This window comes from Mycobacterium sp. PTI7 (assembly GCF_056679845.1).
In genome coordinates, this window is the sequence record NZ_CM155252.1 from 4,826,902 (window position 1) to 4,844,181 (window position 17,280).

A 17,280-nucleotide genomic window follows, 5' to 3' on the forward strand; every position below is an offset into this window, starting at 1 on the left:
TGGCGACGCAGGAGGGCGTCCACCTCGTCACCCAGGACGAGGTGGACGGTGGTCACCCGGATGCGCGACATCGTCTCTTCCTACTCTTCGGGTCGCCGGGCCCGCCCGGCGGTTCGATCCTTGGTCGTCACGAGGCGGCGGCGGCGTGGCGGCTGCCCGGGGTCGACTCGGCTGCCTCAGCGGGGACGTCCCCCTCGGGCTCTTCGGCAGAGATGTCGAACTCGCGCCGTCCGGCGAGGACCTCGCGGGCTTGCTCGTCGTCGAAGTCGTTCTCCCACTTGGCGATCACGATCGTGCCGATCGCATTGCCGAGGACGTTGATGAAGACACGGCCCTCGTTGAGGATGCGGTCGATGCCCACGATCAGGGCGAGGGCGGCCAGCGGTACGTGACCGACGGCGGTGATGGTCGAGGCCAGCACGATGAATGCGCCTCCTGCGATGCCGGCGGTGCCCTTGCTGGTCAGCATCATCACACCCACCATGATGAGCTGCGACTGCCAGGACAGGTCGATGCCGACGGCTTGCGCCAGGAACAGCGAGGCCATGGTCAGGTAGACCGCCGAGCCGTCGAGGTTGAACGAGAAGCCCGCCGGGATGACCAGACCGACAACGGGTTTGCCGCAGCCCAGGTGTTCGAGTTTCCGCACCAGCTGCGGCAGGATCGCCTCACTGGAGCAGGTGCTCAGTGCGATGAGCAGTTCGGTCTTCAGGTAGCGCATGAGGGTGAAGACGTTCATGCCACAGGCTTTGGAGATCAGGCCCAGCAGCACGACGACATAGATGATGCAGGTGCCCGTGAACAGCAGGATGAGGAAGCCGAGTTGCTGCAGGCTGGAGGCACCGTACTTGGCGACGACGGAGGCCAGGGCGCCGAACGTGCCGATCGGGGCAAGGCGCATGACCCAGCCGACGATCTTGAACACGACGTGCGACAGGGACTCGATCATCGCGGTGATGGGAGCGCTGTGCGCCTTGGTGACGTTGAGTGCGCACCCGATCAGCAGTGACACGAGGAGCGCCGACAGGATGGCGTGGCCGGTGATCGCGCCGAACAATGACTCGGGGATCAGGTTGGTGACGAACTCGACGAAGCCGACCTTCTCCCCCGAGTCCACCCCGGGGATGGTGCTGGCGTCGAGAGTGGAGACGTCGATGTTCATCCCCGCACCGGGTTTGAAGACGTTGGCGACCACGAGGCCGATCAACATCGAGACCAGCGAGAGCACGAAGAAGTAGCCCAGTGCCTTGACGCCGATGCGGCCCGCGCGGCGCAGGCTGTCCATGGTGGCGATCCCCAGGGTGACGACGCAGAAGACCACGGGGACGACGATCATCTTGACCAGGCCGATGAACCAGTCGTTGAGCGGTGTCACTGCGGCGCCGACGTCGGGCAGCAGGACGCCGACGGCGATGCCGAGGACGGCGCCGACGATGACCTGGAACCAGAGTTGGCGTATCAGGGAGGCGAGCCTCGACCGGCGAAGTGGGGCGGTGGCGGTGATCGTGGACATGACGGAACTCCTTTGATCCGGTGCAGCATGGGGGTCGTGCCGGCCGAGTCGGGATGCGCTGGGCGGCGGGCCGGAAGGCCGGGCAGCGGTGTGGTGCGCGCCGCCCGGCCCTGGAGAACCGGATGGCACCGGAACGGCGTCAGCGGTGCAGTTCGCGCAGCACCTCGTAGAACGCGCTCTTGGCTTCGAAGCCGATGCCGGGGATCTCGGTGAGCCCGACCTGGCTGTCGGACACCACGGCGTCGTCGGCGAACCCGCCGGTGGGCTGGAACTCGCCGGGGTAGGACTCGTTGCCGCCGAGCTTGAGCGCTGCGGCGATGTGTAGCGAGAACTGGTGTCCGCCATGCGGAATGCAGCGGCGCGACGACCAGCCGTGCTCCTTCAGCATCTCCTGCACGCGCAGGTACTCGGTGAGTCCGTAACTCAGCGCCGGATCCACCTGGATGTAGTCGCGGTCGGGCCGCATGCCGCCGTAGCGGATCAGGTTCCGGGCGTCCTGGACGGAGAACAGGTTCTCTCCGGTGGCGATCGGGCCCCGGTAGTTCTCGGAGAGGATGGCGTTGAGGCGGTAGTCGAGCGGGTCGCCGACCTCCTCGTACCAGAACAGACCGTAGGGCTCGATCGCCTTGCCGTAGTCCAGCGCGGTCTGGAGGTCGAAGCGCCCGTTGACGTCGACCGCGAGGCGGGAGCCGTCCCCGTCGAGGACCTCCAGGACCGCTTCGATGCGCTTGATGTCATCGGCGAGGTCGGCGCCACCGATCTTCATCTTCACCACCGAGTAGCCCATGTCGAGGAATCGGCGCATCTCGTCCTGCAGGTCCGAGAGCGTCTTCCCGGGGGCGTAGTAGCCGCCGGCGGCGTAGACGAACACCGAGTCGTCGGGCACGCCGTCGCCGTACCGCTCGGACAGGTAGCGGTACAGCGGCTGACCGGCGATCTTGGACGCGAGATCGAACAGCGCCATGTCGAGCACGCCGATGGCGACGGAGCGTTCGCCGTGGCCGCCGGGCTTCTCGTTGTTCATCATGATCGGCCACGCGCGGGTCGGGTCCAGGTCGCCGGCCTCGTCGAGCAGGCTTTCCGGTTCGGCGTCGAGGAGCCGCGGGATCGCGCGGCGGCGGAGGATCTCGCCGGCGCTGTAGCGGCCGTTGGAGTTGAACCCGTAGCCGACCACCGGTTCGCCGTCGACGACCACGTCGCTGACGATCGCCACGATCGAGCAGTCCATCGAGCTGAAGTCGATCCAGGCGTTGCGGATCGACGAACTGATGGGGACGACGCCCTCGTGGATGGAGAGGATCTTCATTGCCTTCGCCTTTCTCGTAACTTATAAGATGTAACTGATAGCCGATGCTAGGCTTTGTGTGACGGTGAGCACAAGGGGCAATTCGTGGCGATGACCACCGCTCCGGCAGGGAAGGAACGCGGCGCACATGACATCACCGCAGGTCACCAATGTCTTCTCGAGCAAGAGCGACGTGGCCTACGCCGAACTTCGACGACTGATACTCAGTGGTGGCCTACCTGCCGGCTCGCGGCTGTCGCAGTACGAACTCGCCGAACAGATGCGGATGAGCATCACCCCGCTGCGGGAGGCCATCCGCCGACTCAGCGGTGAAGGCCTCATCGAACTCGACAATCACCGCGACGCCCGGGTCTCGTCCATCGGCGCCGACGAGGCGCGCCAGCTGTTCGAGGTCCGGCTGGCCTTGGAGCCTGCAGCGGTGGCGCTCGCCGCCGAGCGCCGCACCGACGACGACATCGCGGTCATGCGGACGACGCTGGCCGATCTGGTCCCGGTCACCCGGGAATGGGGCGAGGACGGACTGTGCGCCCACAGCGCGTTCCACCGCGCGCTGTACGTAGCTGCCCACAACGGCGTGATGATCAAGACGCTCGACGACCTCTGGGCCAAGTCCGACCGGTACCGCCGTCTCGGTCTGATGCTGCCGGCGGGGGACGAGCCCCGCGTGATCGACTTCAACCAGCACCATCAGATGCTCGAACTGGTCGTCGACCGTGACGCCGCCGCGGTGCACGACCTGGCGCGGCTGCACATCGAGAACAGCCTGACGGCCTCGGCGATCGAAGCGCTCGAGGGACGGTTCGCGGCCCCCGAAATCGCTTGAGCCTCAGCACCCGCCAGGCGGCTCGATTTGGCATCATCCCTACCAACCACGCGGTTCGGTGTCACGACGACGAGGAGCTCCAATGACCAACGTCCACACGGGTCAGGGTTGGCCGGCGCTGCGGGTCGACGACTGGGACCCGACTCGACGGTCCCTCCACATGTGGAGCCAGATCGTCGGCAAGGTCCGACTGTCCCGTGCACCGCTGGTCAACCACTGGTGGCAGGTGGCGCTCTACGTGTCACCACGCGGGTTGACGACGTCGGCGATACCGGCGGGCATCGAATCGTTCGACATGGAGTTCGACTTCGTCGACCACGTCCTGGTGGTGCGTGTGAGTGACGGTGGCCGGGCCACCATCGACCTGCGGGACACGTCCGTGGCGCAGTTCCACCGAGACGTCGTGGACACGCTCGGCCGACTGGGCATCGAGGCACGAATCTCCAACAGTCCCAATGAAGTAGACCCCGCCATCCCGTTCGCCGAGGACACGCACGTCGGCTACGACCCCGACGCGGCCAACGCATTCTGGCGTCAGCTGGTGCAGGCCGACCGGGTGATCAACAGGTTCCGCGCGCACTTCGTCGGCAAGGTCAGCCCCGTGCACTTCTTCTGGGGCTCGTTCGATCTCGCGTGTACGCGATTCTCCGGTCGCACGGCACCACGGCACCCCGGCGGCGCGCCGAATTGCGGCGACTGGGTCATGGAAGAGGGGTACTCGCACGAACTCAGCAGTTGTGGGTTCTGGCCCGGCGGTGGGGCCGAGGGCGCGTTCTACTCGTACGCCTATCCAGAACCCGCCGGATTCGCCGACGCCACCGGCCTTCCCGACGGCGCGTTCTACGACACCGGCTTGCGGCAGTACCTCCTGCCGTATGAGGCGGCACGGCAGGCCGAGGATCCCGACCAGACAGTGCTCGACTTCCTCGAGGTCACCTACGGCGCGGCCGCCGACCTGATGAACTGGGACAGGGACGCCCTGGAAGACGATCCGCACCGCTGGACGCACAAGGCCCGGCCTGCGTGACCATCGGACTCGGCGGTGTGGCGAGCAACGGTCGGATGTCGTACTACAACAACCACTGAGCCAGCGGATGCACGAAGTACCGCAGCGAGAACGCCTCGTACACCGCGCCGACCACCAGGAGTGCGGCCGCGGGCAGCGACAACCAACCGAGTTGCCGTAGCCCACGGGCGTAGCCTGCTCGCCGATTCTCGGCGTCGACGGATGCCGGCCAGACCCAGCTCCGTCCGAGCACGTACGCACCGAGCACGAACAGGATGTACGCCTGAAGTTCGATGACCAGCGTGACGGAATGCGGGATGAGCGCCACCCACCCGATGTCGCTGCCGGGCACGAGGGTGATTCCCGTCGTGAACGCCCAGTAGGCGAACAACGGGATGCCCGCGAAGGGCACGATCATCGACGGCAGCACGATCGTCGCCAAGCCCATCTTGACCGTGTTCACGGCGAGGATCGTCAGCGCGAAGAGCCAGGGCTGCTCGATCAGCGACCGAACGAGATCCGTTGTGCCGTCCTCGTTCAACCGTGTGACCTGCGCTCGATTGAGATGCGGGGCGTAGAGCCCGACGACGAAGCCCACCACGAACAGGCCGTACGTGACAGCGTTCAGCGCGAGGTATGCGCGGGCGTTGGCCCGGATGATGCCCACCGGCCGCCACGCATCGATTCGCGGCACCGTCTCGAGATGAGAGTCCATGACGTCTTCGCCTTCCCGACACGTTGCTCGACTACGTGCCGTAGCGGTTGATGAGACACTCGGACGCTGCGGCACGGTCAAGCCCACCAAGGTGGGGAACGGGTCCTTCGATCCCGCTATTCCGGGTCAGACATTCAGGAGGCGCCCATGGCAACGACGAGAACTCGCGGCAGAGCGTGGGCGGTGCTGTCGGTGCTCGCCGTGATCGGGATCTACGTCGCCGTCGTCTCGACCTACGCGCTCGGGGGTCGGAGCGACGGACCCGACGACCGGCAGCCCGCCCCGGATGGCGCGTTGGTGTACCTCGACGTGAATGCCGTGTCGGGGGAGACGTTCTCAATTCAGACCCGTGCCTCGGTGTATCCGGGAGCGGAACTACTCGACGCCGAGGGCGATCTTCGCGACCCCATGACCGTCGAGGTCAGCCCGGCCGCCACTGCGGACTCGCTCACCTTCGCAGCCGGCACTCGCGCGGGTTCACAACCGGTCAGCCTGTACGCCGACGGCGACATCCGCCGGTGGCCGTTCGACGGCTACCAGGCGTCGGACGTGCAGGTGCTGGTGTTCACCGGGACCGGTGCCGCTCGGGTGGCCGTGCCGGTGAAGGTGGCCGTCACCGACTCGTTGACCTCCTGGGCCGTCGACGCGAGCGAGTCCGATTCCGGCGGGGGGAAGGTCCTGGACATCGACGTCACGCGCACCGGCGCGACGGTGGGCTTCGGCATCGCGATGTGCCTGGTGCTCCTGGTCCTGCCGATCTGCACGCTGTTCGTGGCGATTCAGACGCTGCGCGGGCGGAAGCAGTTCCTGCCGCCGATCGTCACCTGGTTCGCGGTGATGCTGTTCGCCGTCCTGCCCATCCGCAACCTGTTCCCCGGGTCGCCGCCGATCGGATCGTGGGTCGACTACACCGTGGTGCTGTGGGTGGTCATCGGCCTGACCACGGCGCTCGCGCTGTACGTGACCGCCTGGTGGCGGGTGGGCCCCTAACCGCGGTCGGAGGGGCCCGCGAAGGGTACGTCCGGATCGTCGTCGGCGGGCGGTTCGGGATCGCGCCATTCCTCTGCGCGCGTGGGCCGGTTGCCCTGCAGCATGCCGCTCAGTTCGTCCTTCAACGCGTCGTCTTCGCGCTGGCTGTGCTTGGCGCTACCGCGTTCCATCAGCGTGCCTCCTTCAGTGGATCGTGTCCCAGGGTCATCAGGCGATGCCGCCAGTTGTCCTGACCGGCCTTCGGCTCGAGGTCCACGCCGCGCTCGGCGTGTATCCGGTCGACGACGTTGCGCATCACGCGTTCGTCGTCCTCGGTGAGGTCGGTCCGGCGTTTGGACAGGATGTGCAGCACGTGCTGCCCCGTCTGGCTACCCGACTGGTCGGGGAACTCCTCGGCGTCCTCCCCTGCGGATCTGGTGCGCAACCATTCCGACAGCTCGCGCGAGGTCATGTTCACGACGCGATGAAACTCGTCCCACAGGTCCTGATCGACCTCGACGTGGCCACTCATCAACACTCACCTCCGGCTCGACTCCCATGTTCAGCCGGTGGTCTACCCGCGGATCGACCGCGCAATCGGGCTTCAGACGTCGGTGTGGTGCCGGCGCGACGCGCATCGGGGCCGTCCGTCAGCGAGAGCGCCGCCGCCGCAAACGCCGGCGCTCCCGGGGGATCCCGCCACCCGTCAGGAAGTTGCCGTCGCTGTACGTGGGCTTGGGTGCCTCGCGGTTCAGGTCGTCGACGTACAGGTCGATCACGCGATCCATGAACCGTCGGATGATCCCCATGGCGCGCAGAGTAATCCCCGTCTCCGAAACGTGTTGCCGGCGGCTACTCGCTCTCCGCGATGTCCACGACTTCGAGGCGCCGGATGGGTCGCGAAGGCTCAGGACTCCTCGACGATGTCGCGGCGATAGCGGTGTGCGGCGAGCGCGTAACAGCCGATCGCCACCAGCTGCATGGTCGGCACCAGGATCAGCAGCGCACGACCCAGCGCCTGCGGGCCCAGCTCTGCGGTCAGTGAATCGCTGATCACACCGGTCAGGAACGGCCCGACCGCGCCCAGCGTCGCATTGAAGAACAAGAAGATCGCGGACGCAGTCGCGCGCTGCTCGGGCAGCACCAGACGCTGGATCGCCGCGATGGACGGCGCCAGGTATGCGTTGCCGATGACGTAGGCCAGGGCCAGCAGCCATACGCACAGCGTGCGGCTCTCGACGATGAACGCCAGCACGGACGCCGGCAGCAGGCCGGTGATCAGGATGACCACGATCCACAGCAACCAGCGCGCGTCCCGGGTGGCCAGCCGGTCGGCGATCCGTCCGACGATGAGCAGCCCGAGAACGCCGAGCAGACCAGTGGCAAGGCCGTACTCGATGCCGACCTCGCCGAGTGACATACCGCGGGTGCGCATCAGGAACGCCGGGGCGAAGGTGGTCAGCGAGTAGCCGGCCGCAGACACCAGAGCCGTGCCGGCCACCATGGCCAGGAAGCTGGGTTTGCGCAGCAGGTCCCACCAGTTCAGCGCGGCGGCGGGATCCCGTGACGGCGGGGTGGGCAGGCTTTGGCGGCTGCCCACCACCCACAGCACGACGGGCGCCAACAGCACGCTGATTCCGCCCATCACCACGAATGCGGCGCGCCACCCCATGCTCTCGGCGAGCAGGCCGCCGCCGAGCAGGCTGGCGGCGCTGGCGAGCGGGATGGACATGGTGATGACCGCCAGCGGCGCCGACCGCTTCTCCGGAACGAAGTTGCGTGCGACGTAGGCGTGCGCTGCCGGCGTGCTGCCCGCTTCGCCGACGGCCACGCCGACGCGGGTCAGCGCGAGCTGCACGCCGGACTGCACCGCGCCGGCCAGCATGGTCATCGAACCCCACAGCGTCAGGCTGCCGGCGATGACCGCGCCGAAGATGCCCCGGTCGGCGACTCGCGCGATCACGATGCCCAATACGGCGTACACGATGAGGAATCCGAACCCGTTGATCACGCCGATCGCGGTGTCGGACAACGCCAGTTCCTGCTTGATGGGCTCGGCCAGCACGCCCGGCAGGAAGCGGTCGACGTAGTTGAGGGTGCCGACGAGGGCGAGCACGGCGACGGCGGCCCACGCGCGCGTGGGCCCGTGCGTGGCCAGGGGTTCGAGTTCGGCGGTGTCCCGCGGTGTCGACATCGTTCTCCTCTGCGGTTCGGTTCGAGCAGTGTCACAGGACGGGCGACGAGATCCAATCGCACCGCGGCAGGCGTCGACGCCCGGTCATCGTCGTGCGTCCTCGGCGGCCGCGAGAAGCATCTCTGCCAGCCGCGCGGCGGCGGGGCTGATGTTCTCCCCCTTCGGGCGTGCCAAGTAGACCTGCCACTCGATGGGCGAGACGAGCGGGATGCCCACCACGTCGTCGAAGCGCTCGACCTCGCTCACGGGCATGAAGGCCGTTCCGAGCCCGTTGCGGATCAACGCGGCAGGCACGGTGAAGTCGGCGGGCACCTCGTAGAGGATTCGTGGGGTCAGCGCGGCTGCGGCGAACGCGTCGTCGACCAGCCGTCGAATGCCGAAACCCTTGGGAAACCCCACGAGGTTCTCGTCGGCCAGTTCGCTGATGTCGACCCGGGTCCGGTCCGCCAGTGGGTGGTCGGTACGGCAGCTGAACACCATCTGCTCTCGGGCGAGTAGGTGGAGATCGATGCTCGGGGGAAACCGGTCGGGTGCGGACACGAGTGCAAGATCCAATGACCCGTCGGCGATCGAGGTCATGTAGGACGACGATCCAGTCTGACTCAGGAGCAACCGAATTCGGACGTGTGGATGCGCAGCGTGGAAGTCACCCAGCACCTTGGGAACGTCGATTGCGCCGAAGGTCACCAGAGAACCGAACTCGACCGTGCCGGTGAGGTGCCCGCGGTAGTCGTTGAGTGCGTCCTTCGCGCGCCGGGCTGAGCGGAGGAGCTGACGGGCGTGCTCGCGCAGTTCCTCGCCGGCCGGGGTCAACCGGATCTGCTGACGGGACCGGTCGAACAGTTGAACGGCCAGCTCGTCCTCGAGCTTCTTGATCGACGTCGACAGGGCCGACTGGACGACGTGCACGCGTTGGGCCGCGCGCGTGAAACTCATGTCGTCGGCGACGGCCAAGAAGTACTCGAGTTGGCGCAGCTCCATCCGGAGCAAGCTATCAGCGGTCGCGATGGCCAGCGGCGCCTCTGATCGCATCACGCGATGGCCTGGGTCCTACCCCTCGGATCAGCCGCGCAGCCCGGTCATCTTTGTAATAGATCATCGCTATCAATAATGATCATTTTACACGATGGCCATCGACGGGTCGAATGGTCGGTGAGCGGTGATCGGCACCAAGCCTCACCCACTCGACGAGGAGGACACGCGTGACGGCGATCAGCAGGAGAGGCTTCGCGCGGCTCGCAGCAACTGCCGCGGGTGGTCTGAGTCTCGCAGCGTGCGCACCGTCGGGCGACGACCCAGGACCGGGATACCCGGCGTCGGATGGCGCCGCCAACCCGCCGGCCGCCCCGCAGCATCGACTCGGCCCGGTGAAGCAGATCGACGCCGGGGACCTGAACGTGGGATATGCCGAAGCGGGCCCGCCCGACGGCCGGCCGGTGGTCCTGCTGCACGGCTGGCCGTACGACATCGTCAGCTACGCCGACGTCACCGCGACCCTTGCGGCCAGTGGGTTCCGCGTCATCGTCCCCTACCTCCGCGGATTCGGTACCACGCGGTTTCGCTCGATCGACACCGCGCGCAACGGTCAACAAGCCGCCTTGGCGCAGGACGTCGTCGACCTGATGGACGCGCTGCACATCCCGAGCGCGATTCTCGGCGGGTACGACTGGGGCGGACGTACCGCCAATGTCATTGCCGCGCTGTGGCCGCAGCGGTGCACCGGCCTGGTGGCCGTCAGCGGTTACATCGTGGTCGATCTGGCCGCCAATCGCGAACCTCTGGCTCCCCAGGCCGAGTACGGCTGGTGGTACCAGTACTACTTCGCCACCCCCCGCGGTGAACGGGGATACCGGCGGAACACCAAGGAGTTCAACCGTCTCATCTGGACAAAGGCCTCTCCGCTGTGGCAGTTCGCCGACACCACCTACGACCTGACCGCGACGTCGTTCGACAACCCCGATCACGCTGACGTGGTCATCCACAACTATCGCTGGCGACTCGGCCTTGCTCCTGGCGAAAGCCGTTACGACGCAGCGGAACGACGGCTCGCCACCAAGCCGGCGATCAGCGTCCCGACCATCACCATCGGCAGCGACTTCGACGGCGCCGCCAAGGACGGCAGCACCTACCGCTCGCTCTACACCGGCCCGTACCAGCACCGCGTCCTCGAGGGCATCGGCCACAACGTCCCTCAGGAAGCACCTCAACGATTCGCCTCGGCCGTCATCGACATCGCCACGAGAAAAGGACTCCGATGAACACCACCGCATCAACACTGGCTGGGCGTAACGCCCTGGTCACCGGCTCGACCTCCGGGCTCGGCGCCGGCATCGCCACCGCCCTCGCCGCCGCGGGTGCCAAGGTGGTGATCACCGGGCGCACTCGGGCTCGCGGAGAAGAGGTCGTCGCTCGAATCGAGTCCGCGGGCGGCCAGGCCGTGTACGTTCCGGCGGACTTCGCCGCGGGTTCCGGCGCCGTTGCCGATCTGGCCGCAGCGGCGGCGAAGAACCTGGGCGGACACGTCGACATACTGATCAACAACGTCGCCACCCTGCTGCAGCCAACTCCCACTGCCGACGTCACACCCGATGACATCGCCGACGCATTCGGGGTCAGCGTCACCACGCCGTTCCTACTGACCGGGCTCCTCGCGCCGGCCATGGCGGAACGCGGTGACGGTGCCATCGTCAACATCGGCTCCATCAGCGGAATCATCGGCGCCGCAGGCTCGGCGCTCTACGGGGCGACGAAGGCGAGCGTCCACATGCTCACCAAGGCCTGGGCCGCTGAGTACGGGCCCGCCGGTGTCCGGGTCAACGCCGTCGCACCCGGTCCGATTGCGACGGAACGCAACGAAGAATTCGCTGACGGCATCGCACCGATCCTCGCCCGAATCCCCTCGCACCGGATGAGCACGGTCGCCGAGGTGGCCGCCGCCGTGGTGTTCCTCGCGGGTCCCCAGGCAAGCAACATCCACGGCACGATCCTGACCGTCGACGGTGGCGCCACCACGGTGTGAGACCGATGGAACCTCGGCAATCCAATCCGTCTCGACCACAACGTTTCTCGCGAAGGAGCACCCATGCCCACCGTCGAGCTCCACATGACCTCGTCACTCAGCGCGCCCGAACTCATGGCCATCCTCACCGACTTCTCACCCGCGCGACCGCGGAAGTGGCCCACCATCGACGCCGACCACTTCACGGTGCACGCGCTCGGTGACACCTGGGCCGAGGTCACCGAGGGCACCGCCTCGGCGTGGGAACGCGCACGCTACGACTGGGACGATCGACGTCACCGCGTCACCGTCACCACCCATGACTCCAAGGTCTTCGGTCCCGGCGGCGGCTGGGTCTTCCAGCTCACCCCGTACGACGCGGGCACGCGGGTCGACATCGAGTTGACCCGCAATCCAACGACACTCGTGCGGCGGGCCCTGGCGGCCACGCTCCCGGTCGTCGCTCCTCGCACGCTGAAGAAGTCCTTCTCCGGTCCGTTGCACGCCACGTAGCCGCCGCTTCGCCCGGTGTCAGTGGCCCTGGGGTTCGTTGCTGCCCTTGTGGCCCTGGCCGTTGTGGTCGCTGTGGGGGGCGGCCTCGCCGGGGAACAGGACGTGCTGCTCGGTGGTGGCGCCGCCGGGGGTGGGGACGGGGGTGACGTCGGGGCCGCGGGTGGCTGCTTCGAGTGCGTTGGTGATCTGGTCGGCGTCGCCGATGGCCGGGCCGGCGGTGCCGGTCATGGGGGTTCCGTCGACCTGGACGGTGGTGGTGGCGGTGTCGGCGTGGGCGGGTGCGGCGATGGCCACCACGGTGGCGCCGAGGCCGGTGAGGCCGAAGGTGAGGATGGCCGCTGCGGTGGCGATTCGGGTGGTGATCATGGTGTTCTCCTTCGTGGAGCCACTCTGTGTGGCTGCGTGAAGAAAGAATGCGGCGACGTCCTCAACGAAACCTCAACGCCGGCGGGGTGCACCGGCCCGTCGATCCATTAGCCGTTGAATTGACGCGTCGACTGGTTCAATGGATCAGTTCGAAGTCGGCCGTTCACGGGAGTGCGCAGCACCATGGATGAGACGGTCGCAGACGGCGGAGAAGCCCCGAAGGACCCTCCGTCGGCCGACGACGTCCCCGAGGGCACGGAGCCCGTCCGCACCTTCGGGCGATATGAACTGCTGTCGCTGGTGGGCGAGGGCGGCATGGGCCAGGTGTGGCGAGCCCGCGACCGGCAGACGAACCGGGTCGTCGCGCTCAAGGTCCTCCCCGAGCGCTCCGCCGAGGACGAGGAGCCGCGCGAACGGTTCCGCCGGGAATGTGAGGCGGTCGCGCAGCTGACCGAGCCGCACGTCATCCCGATCCACGACTTCGGCGACATGGACGGCCGCCTCTTCCTCAACATGCGGTTGGTCGACGGGACGGACCTGCGCACGCTGATCAAGCGAGAAGGCGCTCTGGCGCCCGCGCGTGCGGTGGCCATCGTCACGCAGGTGGCCGGCGCACTCCAGGCGGCGCACGACGTCGGTCTGGTGCACCGCGACGTCAAGCCGTCGAACATCCTGGTGTCCGACAACGACTTCGCCTATCTGATCGACTTCGGAATCGCCCACGCGTCCGGGGACCACACGCTGACCAGGGCCGGCGAGACGATCGGCACCGCGGCGTACATCGCGCCCGAGGCCATCGGCGCCGCCGTGAAGACCCATGCGCGCGTCGATGTCTACGCCCTGGCGTGCGTACTGCACGAGTGCCTGACGGGGAAGCCGCCGTTCTCGAGCGACATGGGCATCCAGGGCATGATCGCCCACCACCTGCACACGCCACCGCCACGACCCAGCGCCAGCGCGCCCGACGTCTCCCCCGCGCTCGACGCCGTCGTCGCCAAGGGAATGGCCAAGGATCCCGACGAGCGTTACCCCACCGTTCGAGACCTCGCTGCCGCGGCCCGCGCGGCGACGGGCGCCGTCGATACCGCGGCGATCCTGCCGTCCACGCAACCCGCATCGAGGTCGCGGAAGGTCATCGCCATCGTCGCCGCAGCCGTGGTGGCGATCGTGGTGGGCGCAGTCATCGTGGTGACGAGGCCGTCATCCGACGCCGTCCCGCCATCGTCGGATCCTGGCGGCGGCGGGACGCTCGACGTGCCGGTCGGCCAGGGCTTCTCCTCGCAGAGCTTCCTGCCGTTTCCGGAGATTCCCGTCGCGGCGGGGATCGCGGTCGACGCCGATGGGAACACGTACGTCACCGGCATCGGCACCGACCGGGTGATGCGGTTGGAGGCCGGCGCGACTGCCGCAACCCAGCTGCCGTTCAGCGGACTGAAGAACCCGCGAGACGTGGCGGTCGACGCGAAGGGCGACGTCTACGTCACCGACTCGAGCAACGACCGGGTGATGTGGCTGCCTGCAGGCGCGCCCGCGGCGATCCCGCTCCCCTTCAGCGGGCTCAACGATCCGCGCGGCATCATCACCAGTCCGGAGGGTGACGTCTACGTCGTCGACCGTGGCAACGACCGGGTGCTGTTCCTGCCGTCGGGGTCGACGTCGGCGGTCCCGCTGCCGTTCACCGGCCTCGGCGACCCGCGCGGCGTCGCGGTGGACGCGGACGGCGGTGTCGTCGTCACCGACTGGGGCAACAACCGGGTGATGCGCTTGGCGGCAGGCTCCACGGAGGCCACCGCGCTGCCCTTCACTGGCCTCAACGATCCCCACGGTGTCGCGATCGACACGAAGGGCAGCGTCTACGTCACCGATCGAGGCAACGCCGGGGTCGTCGAACTCAAGGCGGGCTCACCGGCGGCGATCCCGCTGCCGTTCACCGGACTCAACGACCCTCAGGGTGTGGCAGTCGACGCGGCGGGCAACGTCTACGTGACCGACGCCGGCCCCCATCCCGTGCTGAAACTCACCGTCGATTGATGAGTCTCGACTTCGGGGTGCTGGGCCCGCTGAGGGTCAGCGTGGACGGCCGGCCTATGCCCTTGGGCACCCCGAAGCAGCGCGCCGTGCTCGCACTCCTCCTCATCAACCGCAATCGCACCGTGCCGAGGGACTCGATCGTCGACGCGATATGGGGGGATGACGCGAACGCCGACGCGACCCACAATCTGCACGTATACGTCGCGAACCTGCGCAAGATCCTCGGCTCGGCCGGGGTCGATCCGCGCACCGTCCTGGTCAGCGCACGGCCGGGCTACCGGCTGGACGTCCCCGAGCCCTCCTGCGACCTCGGGCGATTCGCCACGGAGCGGGCGGCGGGCGCCCAGGCGGCCGCGGCAGGTCGGTTCGCGCAGGCCAGTGACCGGCTCGCCGCCGCCCTCGCGCAGTGGCGCGGCCCCGTCCTCGACGACCTACGCGAATTCCGATTCGCCGACACGTTCGCCACCGCGCTCGTCGAGGACAAGGTGGGCGCACAGGTCATGCGAGCGGAGGCCGAGATCGCCTGTGGGCGCGGCGCTTCGGTGATCAGTAAACTCGAATCCCTCGTCACGGAGCACCCCTACCGCGAGCCGCTGTGGGCGCAGCTCATCACGGCCTACTACGTGGCCGAGCGCCAGACCGACGCACTCGACGCCTACCGCCGACTGCGATCTGCGCTGTCCGAGGAACTCGGCATCGATCCCGGTTCGACCCTTCGCGCACTGCACCAGCAGATCCTGCGCCAGGAGCCGCTGGACGTCCAACGCATCGCGCAGAGCGAGGCATCCGACGTCTTCACCATGCTCGAACTCCATACGTCGAACTCCAGTCCGGCGACGCCGCACCGGGCGCAACTCCGCGACGCCGCCGGTCGCTGCTACCCGCTGGAGACGGTGGCCACGGGGATCGGCCGCCGCGAGGACAACGCCATCGTGCTCGACGACCCCAAGGCGAGCCGGCACCACGCCACCGTGATCGACACCGGCGCCAGCTTCGTGATCAACGACCTCCGCTCGGTCAACGGGGTACAGGTCTCGGGCGAGCGCATTCGCGGCAGCGCGACCCTCGCCGACGGCGACGTCATCACCATCGCCGGTCATCGGTTCACCTTCGAGGTCGCACCGGTCGAGCCGCCTGCGCCCTGACCTGCCCGGGGCCCTCCGGCCGGCGTTGAGGTTTCGTTGAGGACGCCGCCGCATTCTTTCTTCACGCAGCCACACAGAGTGGCTCCACGAAGGAGAACACCATGATCACCACCCGAATCGCCACCGCAGCGGCCATCCTCACCTTCGGCCTCACCGGCCTCGGCGCCACCGTGGTGGCCATCGCCGCACCCGCCCACGCCGACACCGCCACCACCACCGTCCAGGTCGACGGAACCCCCATGACCGGCACCGCCGGCCCGGCCATCGGCGACGCCGACCAGATCACCAACGCACTCGAAGCAGCCACCCGCGGCCCCGACGTCACCCCCGTCCCCACCCCCGGCGGCGCCACCACCGAGCAGCACGTCCTGTTCCCCGGCGAGGCCGCCCCCCACAGCGACCACAACGGCCAGGGCCACAAGGGCAGCAACGAACAACTCAGCCACTGACACCGGCCGCTCTCGCCGAGACGCAAGCCACTGTCGCGATCGGCAGCCGGATCGCAGCGCTACCCGCACGTTCGACGCACGCCGGCATCCCCGAGCAATGCGACGGTTTCGACGTTCGAGCCGATCACGCGCTGTACGGTCACCTCAACCACGGCAGTGGGATCCGGCTCGGCCTACCAGGAACGAGGGACCCATGTCCACCAAGAGTCGCAGTCGCGCAGCGGTTTTCGCGTCGATCGGCACCGTCGCCGCAGTGACGTTCACAGGTGGCGCCGGCTCGGCCCTGGCGGCCGAGCCGAGCAACGGGGAGTCGCTACGCATCGCACTCGGTACGCAGCCGCAGGCGTCGCAAATCCCCCTGCTCTACGGCGTCAACCGCAACGGAGGAGACTTCGGGCTGGCGATCAACGTGCAGCAGAACGTCACGACGCAGGACTCCCACACCACCGCCGTGCAGTCGTTCCTCGGCGGCGACGCGCAGATCCTGGCGACGTCGTTCTCCGCGATCCTCGATGCGCGCGAGCAGGGCGAGGACGTCAAGATGTTCTGTCCGTACGTCAGCATGGACGACTTCGTCCTGGCCGGCGCCAACGGAGTGACGACGGCCGGTCAGCTGTTCGAGCCGTCGACCCGAGTCGGCATCGACAGTCCCGGTGGCGCCGGAGCCATCGTCCTCAACGCCTTGCTGAGCGGCATCGGCGAACCTCGCGACGTCGACGAGATCCCCAATCCACGGATCATCGAGAGTTCGAGCGCGCGGACGTCGGAGTGGGCCGCGGGCGGCCTGGATGCCACGGTCATTCACGACACGCAGTACGACGGCGCCCAGGCGTCGGTGAACCGGCCAGTGCAGATCGCGACGCTGTACGACAATGCGCCCGGCTTCATCAAGGTGGCTCAGGCGGCCCAGGCGGACTGGCTCGTCGAGAACCGCGAACTCGCCGCCAGGTACTGCGCCACCACGTTGCGCGCGATGCGCGAACTGCGGGGCGACTTCGCACTGTTCCAGTCCGCGGTGAACGAGTACGTCGCGGATCCGCCGTCGGAGGAGTCACTGCGGGAGCTGTTCGCGCTCATCCAGAGGTACCCGTTCTGGACCGATGACGGCGGCCTCACCGACGGCAGCGTGCAGTTCATGATCGACATCGCGACCGAGTCGGGCGTGCTGACCCAGCCCATGAACGCCGGCGACGTCGTCGACCGGGCCACGCTTAGTCGCGCCGTCGAACTTGCCAACCAGCCGATCCCGTAA

At 67.8% G+C, this 17,280-nt stretch carries 19 protein-coding genes; 10 read left to right on the plus strand and 9 right to left on the minus strand.

From position 1 onward, the window contains the following. Nucleotides 1-127 precede the first annotated feature (127 nt). On the minus strand, nucleotides 128-1,513 hold the full coding sequence (locus AC1MEY_RS23375; protein ID WP_480227751.1) for a cation:dicarboxylate symporter family transporter: 1,386 nt from the start codon (nucleotides 1,511-1,513) through the stop codon (nucleotides 128-130). Nucleotides 1,514-1,652: 139 nt separating this feature from the next. Next, nucleotides 1,653-2,819: a mandelate racemase/muconate lactonizing enzyme family protein gene (locus AC1MEY_RS23380; protein WP_480227752.1), complete on the minus strand. Its 1,167-nt coding sequence runs from the start codon at nucleotides 2,817-2,819 to the stop codon at nucleotides 1,653-1,655. Between the two features lie 127 nt (nucleotides 2,820-2,946). Between AC1MEY_RS23380 and AC1MEY_RS23385 the strand changes: the two genes are divergently transcribed. Together AC1MEY_RS23385 and AC1MEY_RS23390 are read left to right on the plus strand one after the other, a co-directional pair. Then, nucleotides 2,947-3,642, plus strand: a complete 696-nt coding sequence (locus AC1MEY_RS23385) for a GntR family transcriptional regulator (protein WP_480227753.1) — start codon at nucleotides 2,947-2,949, stop codon at nucleotides 3,640-3,642. Nucleotides 3,643-3,724: 82 nt separating this feature from the next. Beyond that, nucleotides 3,725-4,669: a DUF5996 family protein gene (locus tag AC1MEY_RS23390; RefSeq protein ID WP_480227754.1), complete on the plus strand. Its 945-nt coding sequence runs from the start codon at nucleotides 3,725-3,727 to the stop codon at nucleotides 4,667-4,669. Between the two features lie 43 nt (nucleotides 4,670-4,712). On the opposite strand, the gene AC1MEY_RS23395 is transcribed toward AC1MEY_RS23390, so the two are convergent. After that, the gene (locus AC1MEY_RS23395; protein ID WP_480227755.1) at nucleotides 4,713-5,363 is read right to left on the minus strand and encodes a stage II sporulation protein M; all 651 of its coding nucleotides are present in this window, start codon (nucleotides 5,361-5,363) and stop codon (nucleotides 4,713-4,715) included. A 147-nt stretch (nucleotides 5,364-5,510) separates the two neighbouring features. Between AC1MEY_RS23395 and AC1MEY_RS23400 the strand changes: the two genes are divergently transcribed. Beyond that, nucleotides 5,511-6,353, plus strand: a complete 843-nt coding sequence (locus AC1MEY_RS23400; RefSeq protein ID WP_480227756.1) for a DUF4436 family protein — start codon at nucleotides 5,511-5,513, stop codon at nucleotides 6,351-6,353. Here the strand turns inward: AC1MEY_RS23400 and AC1MEY_RS23405 are convergent. From AC1MEY_RS23405 to AC1MEY_RS23425, 5 genes are all read right to left on the minus strand, one after another. Then, nucleotides 6,350-6,523 (minus strand): hypothetical protein, encoded by a 174-nt coding sequence (locus AC1MEY_RS23405; protein WP_480227757.1) that lies wholly within the window; start codon nucleotides 6,521-6,523, stop codon nucleotides 6,350-6,352. The two genes, AC1MEY_RS23400 and AC1MEY_RS23405, sit on opposite strands and share 4 nt — an antisense overlap. After that, a complete protein-coding gene (locus AC1MEY_RS23410; protein ID WP_480227758.1) occupies nucleotides 6,523-6,864 on the minus strand; it encodes a DUF3140 domain-containing protein in 342 nt (113 codons plus the stop codon). The genes AC1MEY_RS23405 and AC1MEY_RS23410 overlap by 1 nt, the downstream gene beginning before the upstream one ends. A 118-nt stretch (nucleotides 6,865-6,982) precedes the next feature. Further along, entirely contained in the window at nucleotides 6,983-7,141 is a 159-nt protein-coding gene (locus AC1MEY_RS23415; protein ID WP_480227759.1) for a hypothetical protein, read from the minus strand. A 98-nt stretch (nucleotides 7,142-7,239) separates the two neighbouring features. Beyond that, nucleotides 7,240-8,526 carry a spinster family MFS transporter gene (locus AC1MEY_RS23420; RefSeq protein WP_480227760.1) on the minus strand — a complete coding sequence of 429 codons (1,287 nt, stop codon included), beginning with the start codon at nucleotides 8,524-8,526 and terminating at the stop codon, nucleotides 7,240-7,242. An 84-nt stretch (nucleotides 8,527-8,610) separates the two neighbouring features. Continuing rightward, entirely contained in the window at nucleotides 8,611-9,507 is an 897-nt protein-coding gene (locus AC1MEY_RS23425) for a LysR family transcriptional regulator (RefSeq protein ID WP_480227761.1), read from the minus strand. Nucleotides 9,508-9,728: 221 nt separating this feature from the next. Between AC1MEY_RS23425 and AC1MEY_RS23430 the strand changes: the two genes are divergently transcribed. From AC1MEY_RS23430 to AC1MEY_RS23440, 3 genes are all read left to right on the plus strand, one after another. Continuing rightward, a complete protein-coding gene (locus tag AC1MEY_RS23430; protein ID WP_480227762.1) occupies nucleotides 9,729-10,784 on the plus strand; it encodes an alpha/beta fold hydrolase in 1,056 nt (351 codons plus the stop codon). After that, on the plus strand, nucleotides 10,781-11,545 hold the full coding sequence (locus AC1MEY_RS23435; protein WP_480227763.1) for an SDR family NAD(P)-dependent oxidoreductase: 765 nt from the start codon (nucleotides 10,781-10,783) through the stop codon (nucleotides 11,543-11,545). Before AC1MEY_RS23430 ends, AC1MEY_RS23435 begins: the two co-directional genes overlap by 4 nt. Before the next feature lie 63 nt (nucleotides 11,546-11,608). Further along, on the plus strand, nucleotides 11,609-12,037 hold the full coding sequence (locus AC1MEY_RS23440; protein ID WP_480227764.1) for a hypothetical protein: 429 nt from the start codon (nucleotides 11,609-11,611) through the stop codon (nucleotides 12,035-12,037). Nucleotides 12,038-12,055: 18 nt separating this feature from the next. Here AC1MEY_RS23440 and AC1MEY_RS23445 read toward each other — a convergent pair whose 3' ends face one another. Beyond that, on the minus strand, nucleotides 12,056-12,403 hold the full coding sequence (locus AC1MEY_RS23445) for a hypothetical protein (protein WP_480227765.1): 348 nt from the start codon (nucleotides 12,401-12,403) through the stop codon (nucleotides 12,056-12,058). Nucleotides 12,404-12,586: 183 nt separating this feature from the next. On the opposite strand from AC1MEY_RS23445, the gene AC1MEY_RS23450 reads away from it, so the two are divergent. The 4 genes from AC1MEY_RS23450 to AC1MEY_RS23465 all read left to right on the plus strand — a co-directional run bounded on the left by AC1MEY_RS23450 (nucleotide 12,587) and on the right by AC1MEY_RS23465 (nucleotide 17,280). After that, complete coding sequence (locus AC1MEY_RS23450) at nucleotides 12,587-14,434, plus strand: serine/threonine-protein kinase PknD (protein ID WP_480227766.1); 1,848 nt, start codon at nucleotides 12,587-12,589, stop codon at nucleotides 14,432-14,434. Then, entirely contained in the window at nucleotides 14,434-15,579 is a 1,146-nt protein-coding gene (locus AC1MEY_RS23455; RefSeq protein ID WP_480227767.1) for a BTAD domain-containing putative transcriptional regulator, read from the plus strand. The genes AC1MEY_RS23450 and AC1MEY_RS23455 overlap by 1 nt, the downstream gene beginning before the upstream one ends. A 101-nt stretch (nucleotides 15,580-15,680) precedes the next feature. Further along, nucleotides 15,681-16,028, plus strand: coding sequence for a hypothetical protein (locus tag AC1MEY_RS23460; RefSeq protein WP_480227768.1), 348 nt, complete (start codon nucleotides 15,681-15,683; stop codon nucleotides 16,026-16,028). A gap of 193 nt (nucleotides 16,029-16,221) precedes the next feature. Beyond that, entirely contained in the window at nucleotides 16,222-17,280 is a 1,059-nt protein-coding gene (locus tag AC1MEY_RS23465) for an ABC transporter substrate-binding protein (protein WP_480227769.1), read from the plus strand.

What these genes read in the sequence shown, in the direction of transcription:
- AC1MEY_RS23375 (WP_480227751.1), bottom strand. Translation starts at nt 1,513, where the DNA reads ATGTCCACGATCACCGCCACCGCCCCACTTCGCCGGTCGAGGCTCGCC.
- AC1MEY_RS23380 (WP_480227752.1), bottom strand. Translation starts at nt 2,819, where the DNA reads ATGAAGATCCTCTCCATCCACGAGGGCGTCGTCCCCATCAGTTCGTCG.
- AC1MEY_RS23385 (WP_480227753.1), top strand. Translation starts at nt 2,947, where the DNA reads ATGACATCACCGCAGGTCACCAATGTCTTCTCGAGCAAGAGCGACGTG.
- AC1MEY_RS23390 (WP_480227754.1), top strand. Translation starts at nt 3,725, where the DNA reads ATGACCAACGTCCACACGGGTCAGGGTTGGCCGGCGCTGCGGGTCGAC.
- AC1MEY_RS23395 (WP_480227755.1), bottom strand. Translation starts at nt 5,363, where the DNA reads ATGGACTCTCATCTCGAGACGGTGCCGCGAATCGATGCGTGGCGGCCG.
- AC1MEY_RS23400 (WP_480227756.1), top strand. Translation starts at nt 5,511, where the DNA reads ATGGCAACGACGAGAACTCGCGGCAGAGCGTGGGCGGTGCTGTCGGTG.
- AC1MEY_RS23405 (WP_480227757.1), bottom strand. Translation starts at nt 6,523, where the DNA reads ATGGAACGCGGTAGCGCCAAGCACAGCCAGCGCGAAGACGACGCGTTG.
- AC1MEY_RS23410 (WP_480227758.1), bottom strand. Translation starts at nt 6,864, where the DNA reads ATGAGTGGCCACGTCGAGGTCGATCAGGACCTGTGGGACGAGTTTCAT.
- AC1MEY_RS23415 (WP_480227759.1), bottom strand. Translation starts at nt 7,141, where the DNA reads ATGGGGATCATCCGACGGTTCATGGATCGCGTGATCGACCTGTACGTC.
- AC1MEY_RS23420 (WP_480227760.1), bottom strand. Translation starts at nt 8,526, where the DNA reads ATGTCGACACCGCGGGACACCGCCGAACTCGAACCCCTGGCCACGCAC.
- AC1MEY_RS23425 (WP_480227761.1), bottom strand. Translation starts at nt 9,507, where the DNA reads ATGGAGCTGCGCCAACTCGAGTACTTCTTGGCCGTCGCCGACGACATG.
- AC1MEY_RS23435 (WP_480227763.1), top strand. Translation starts at nt 10,781, where the DNA reads ATGAACACCACCGCATCAACACTGGCTGGGCGTAACGCCCTGGTCACC.
- AC1MEY_RS23440 (WP_480227764.1), top strand. Translation starts at nt 11,609, where the DNA reads ATGCCCACCGTCGAGCTCCACATGACCTCGTCACTCAGCGCGCCCGAA.
- AC1MEY_RS23445 (WP_480227765.1), bottom strand. Translation starts at nt 12,403, where the DNA reads ATGATCACCACCCGAATCGCCACCGCAGCGGCCATCCTCACCTTCGGC.
- AC1MEY_RS23450 (WP_480227766.1), top strand. Translation starts at nt 12,587, where the DNA reads ATGGATGAGACGGTCGCAGACGGCGGAGAAGCCCCGAAGGACCCTCCG.
- AC1MEY_RS23455 (WP_480227767.1), top strand. Translation starts at nt 14,434, where the DNA reads ATGAGTCTCGACTTCGGGGTGCTGGGCCCGCTGAGGGTCAGCGTGGAC.
- AC1MEY_RS23460 (WP_480227768.1), top strand. Translation starts at nt 15,681, where the DNA reads ATGATCACCACCCGAATCGCCACCGCAGCGGCCATCCTCACCTTCGGC.
- AC1MEY_RS23465 (WP_480227769.1), top strand. Translation starts at nt 16,222, where the DNA reads ATGTCCACCAAGAGTCGCAGTCGCGCAGCGGTTTTCGCGTCGATCGGC.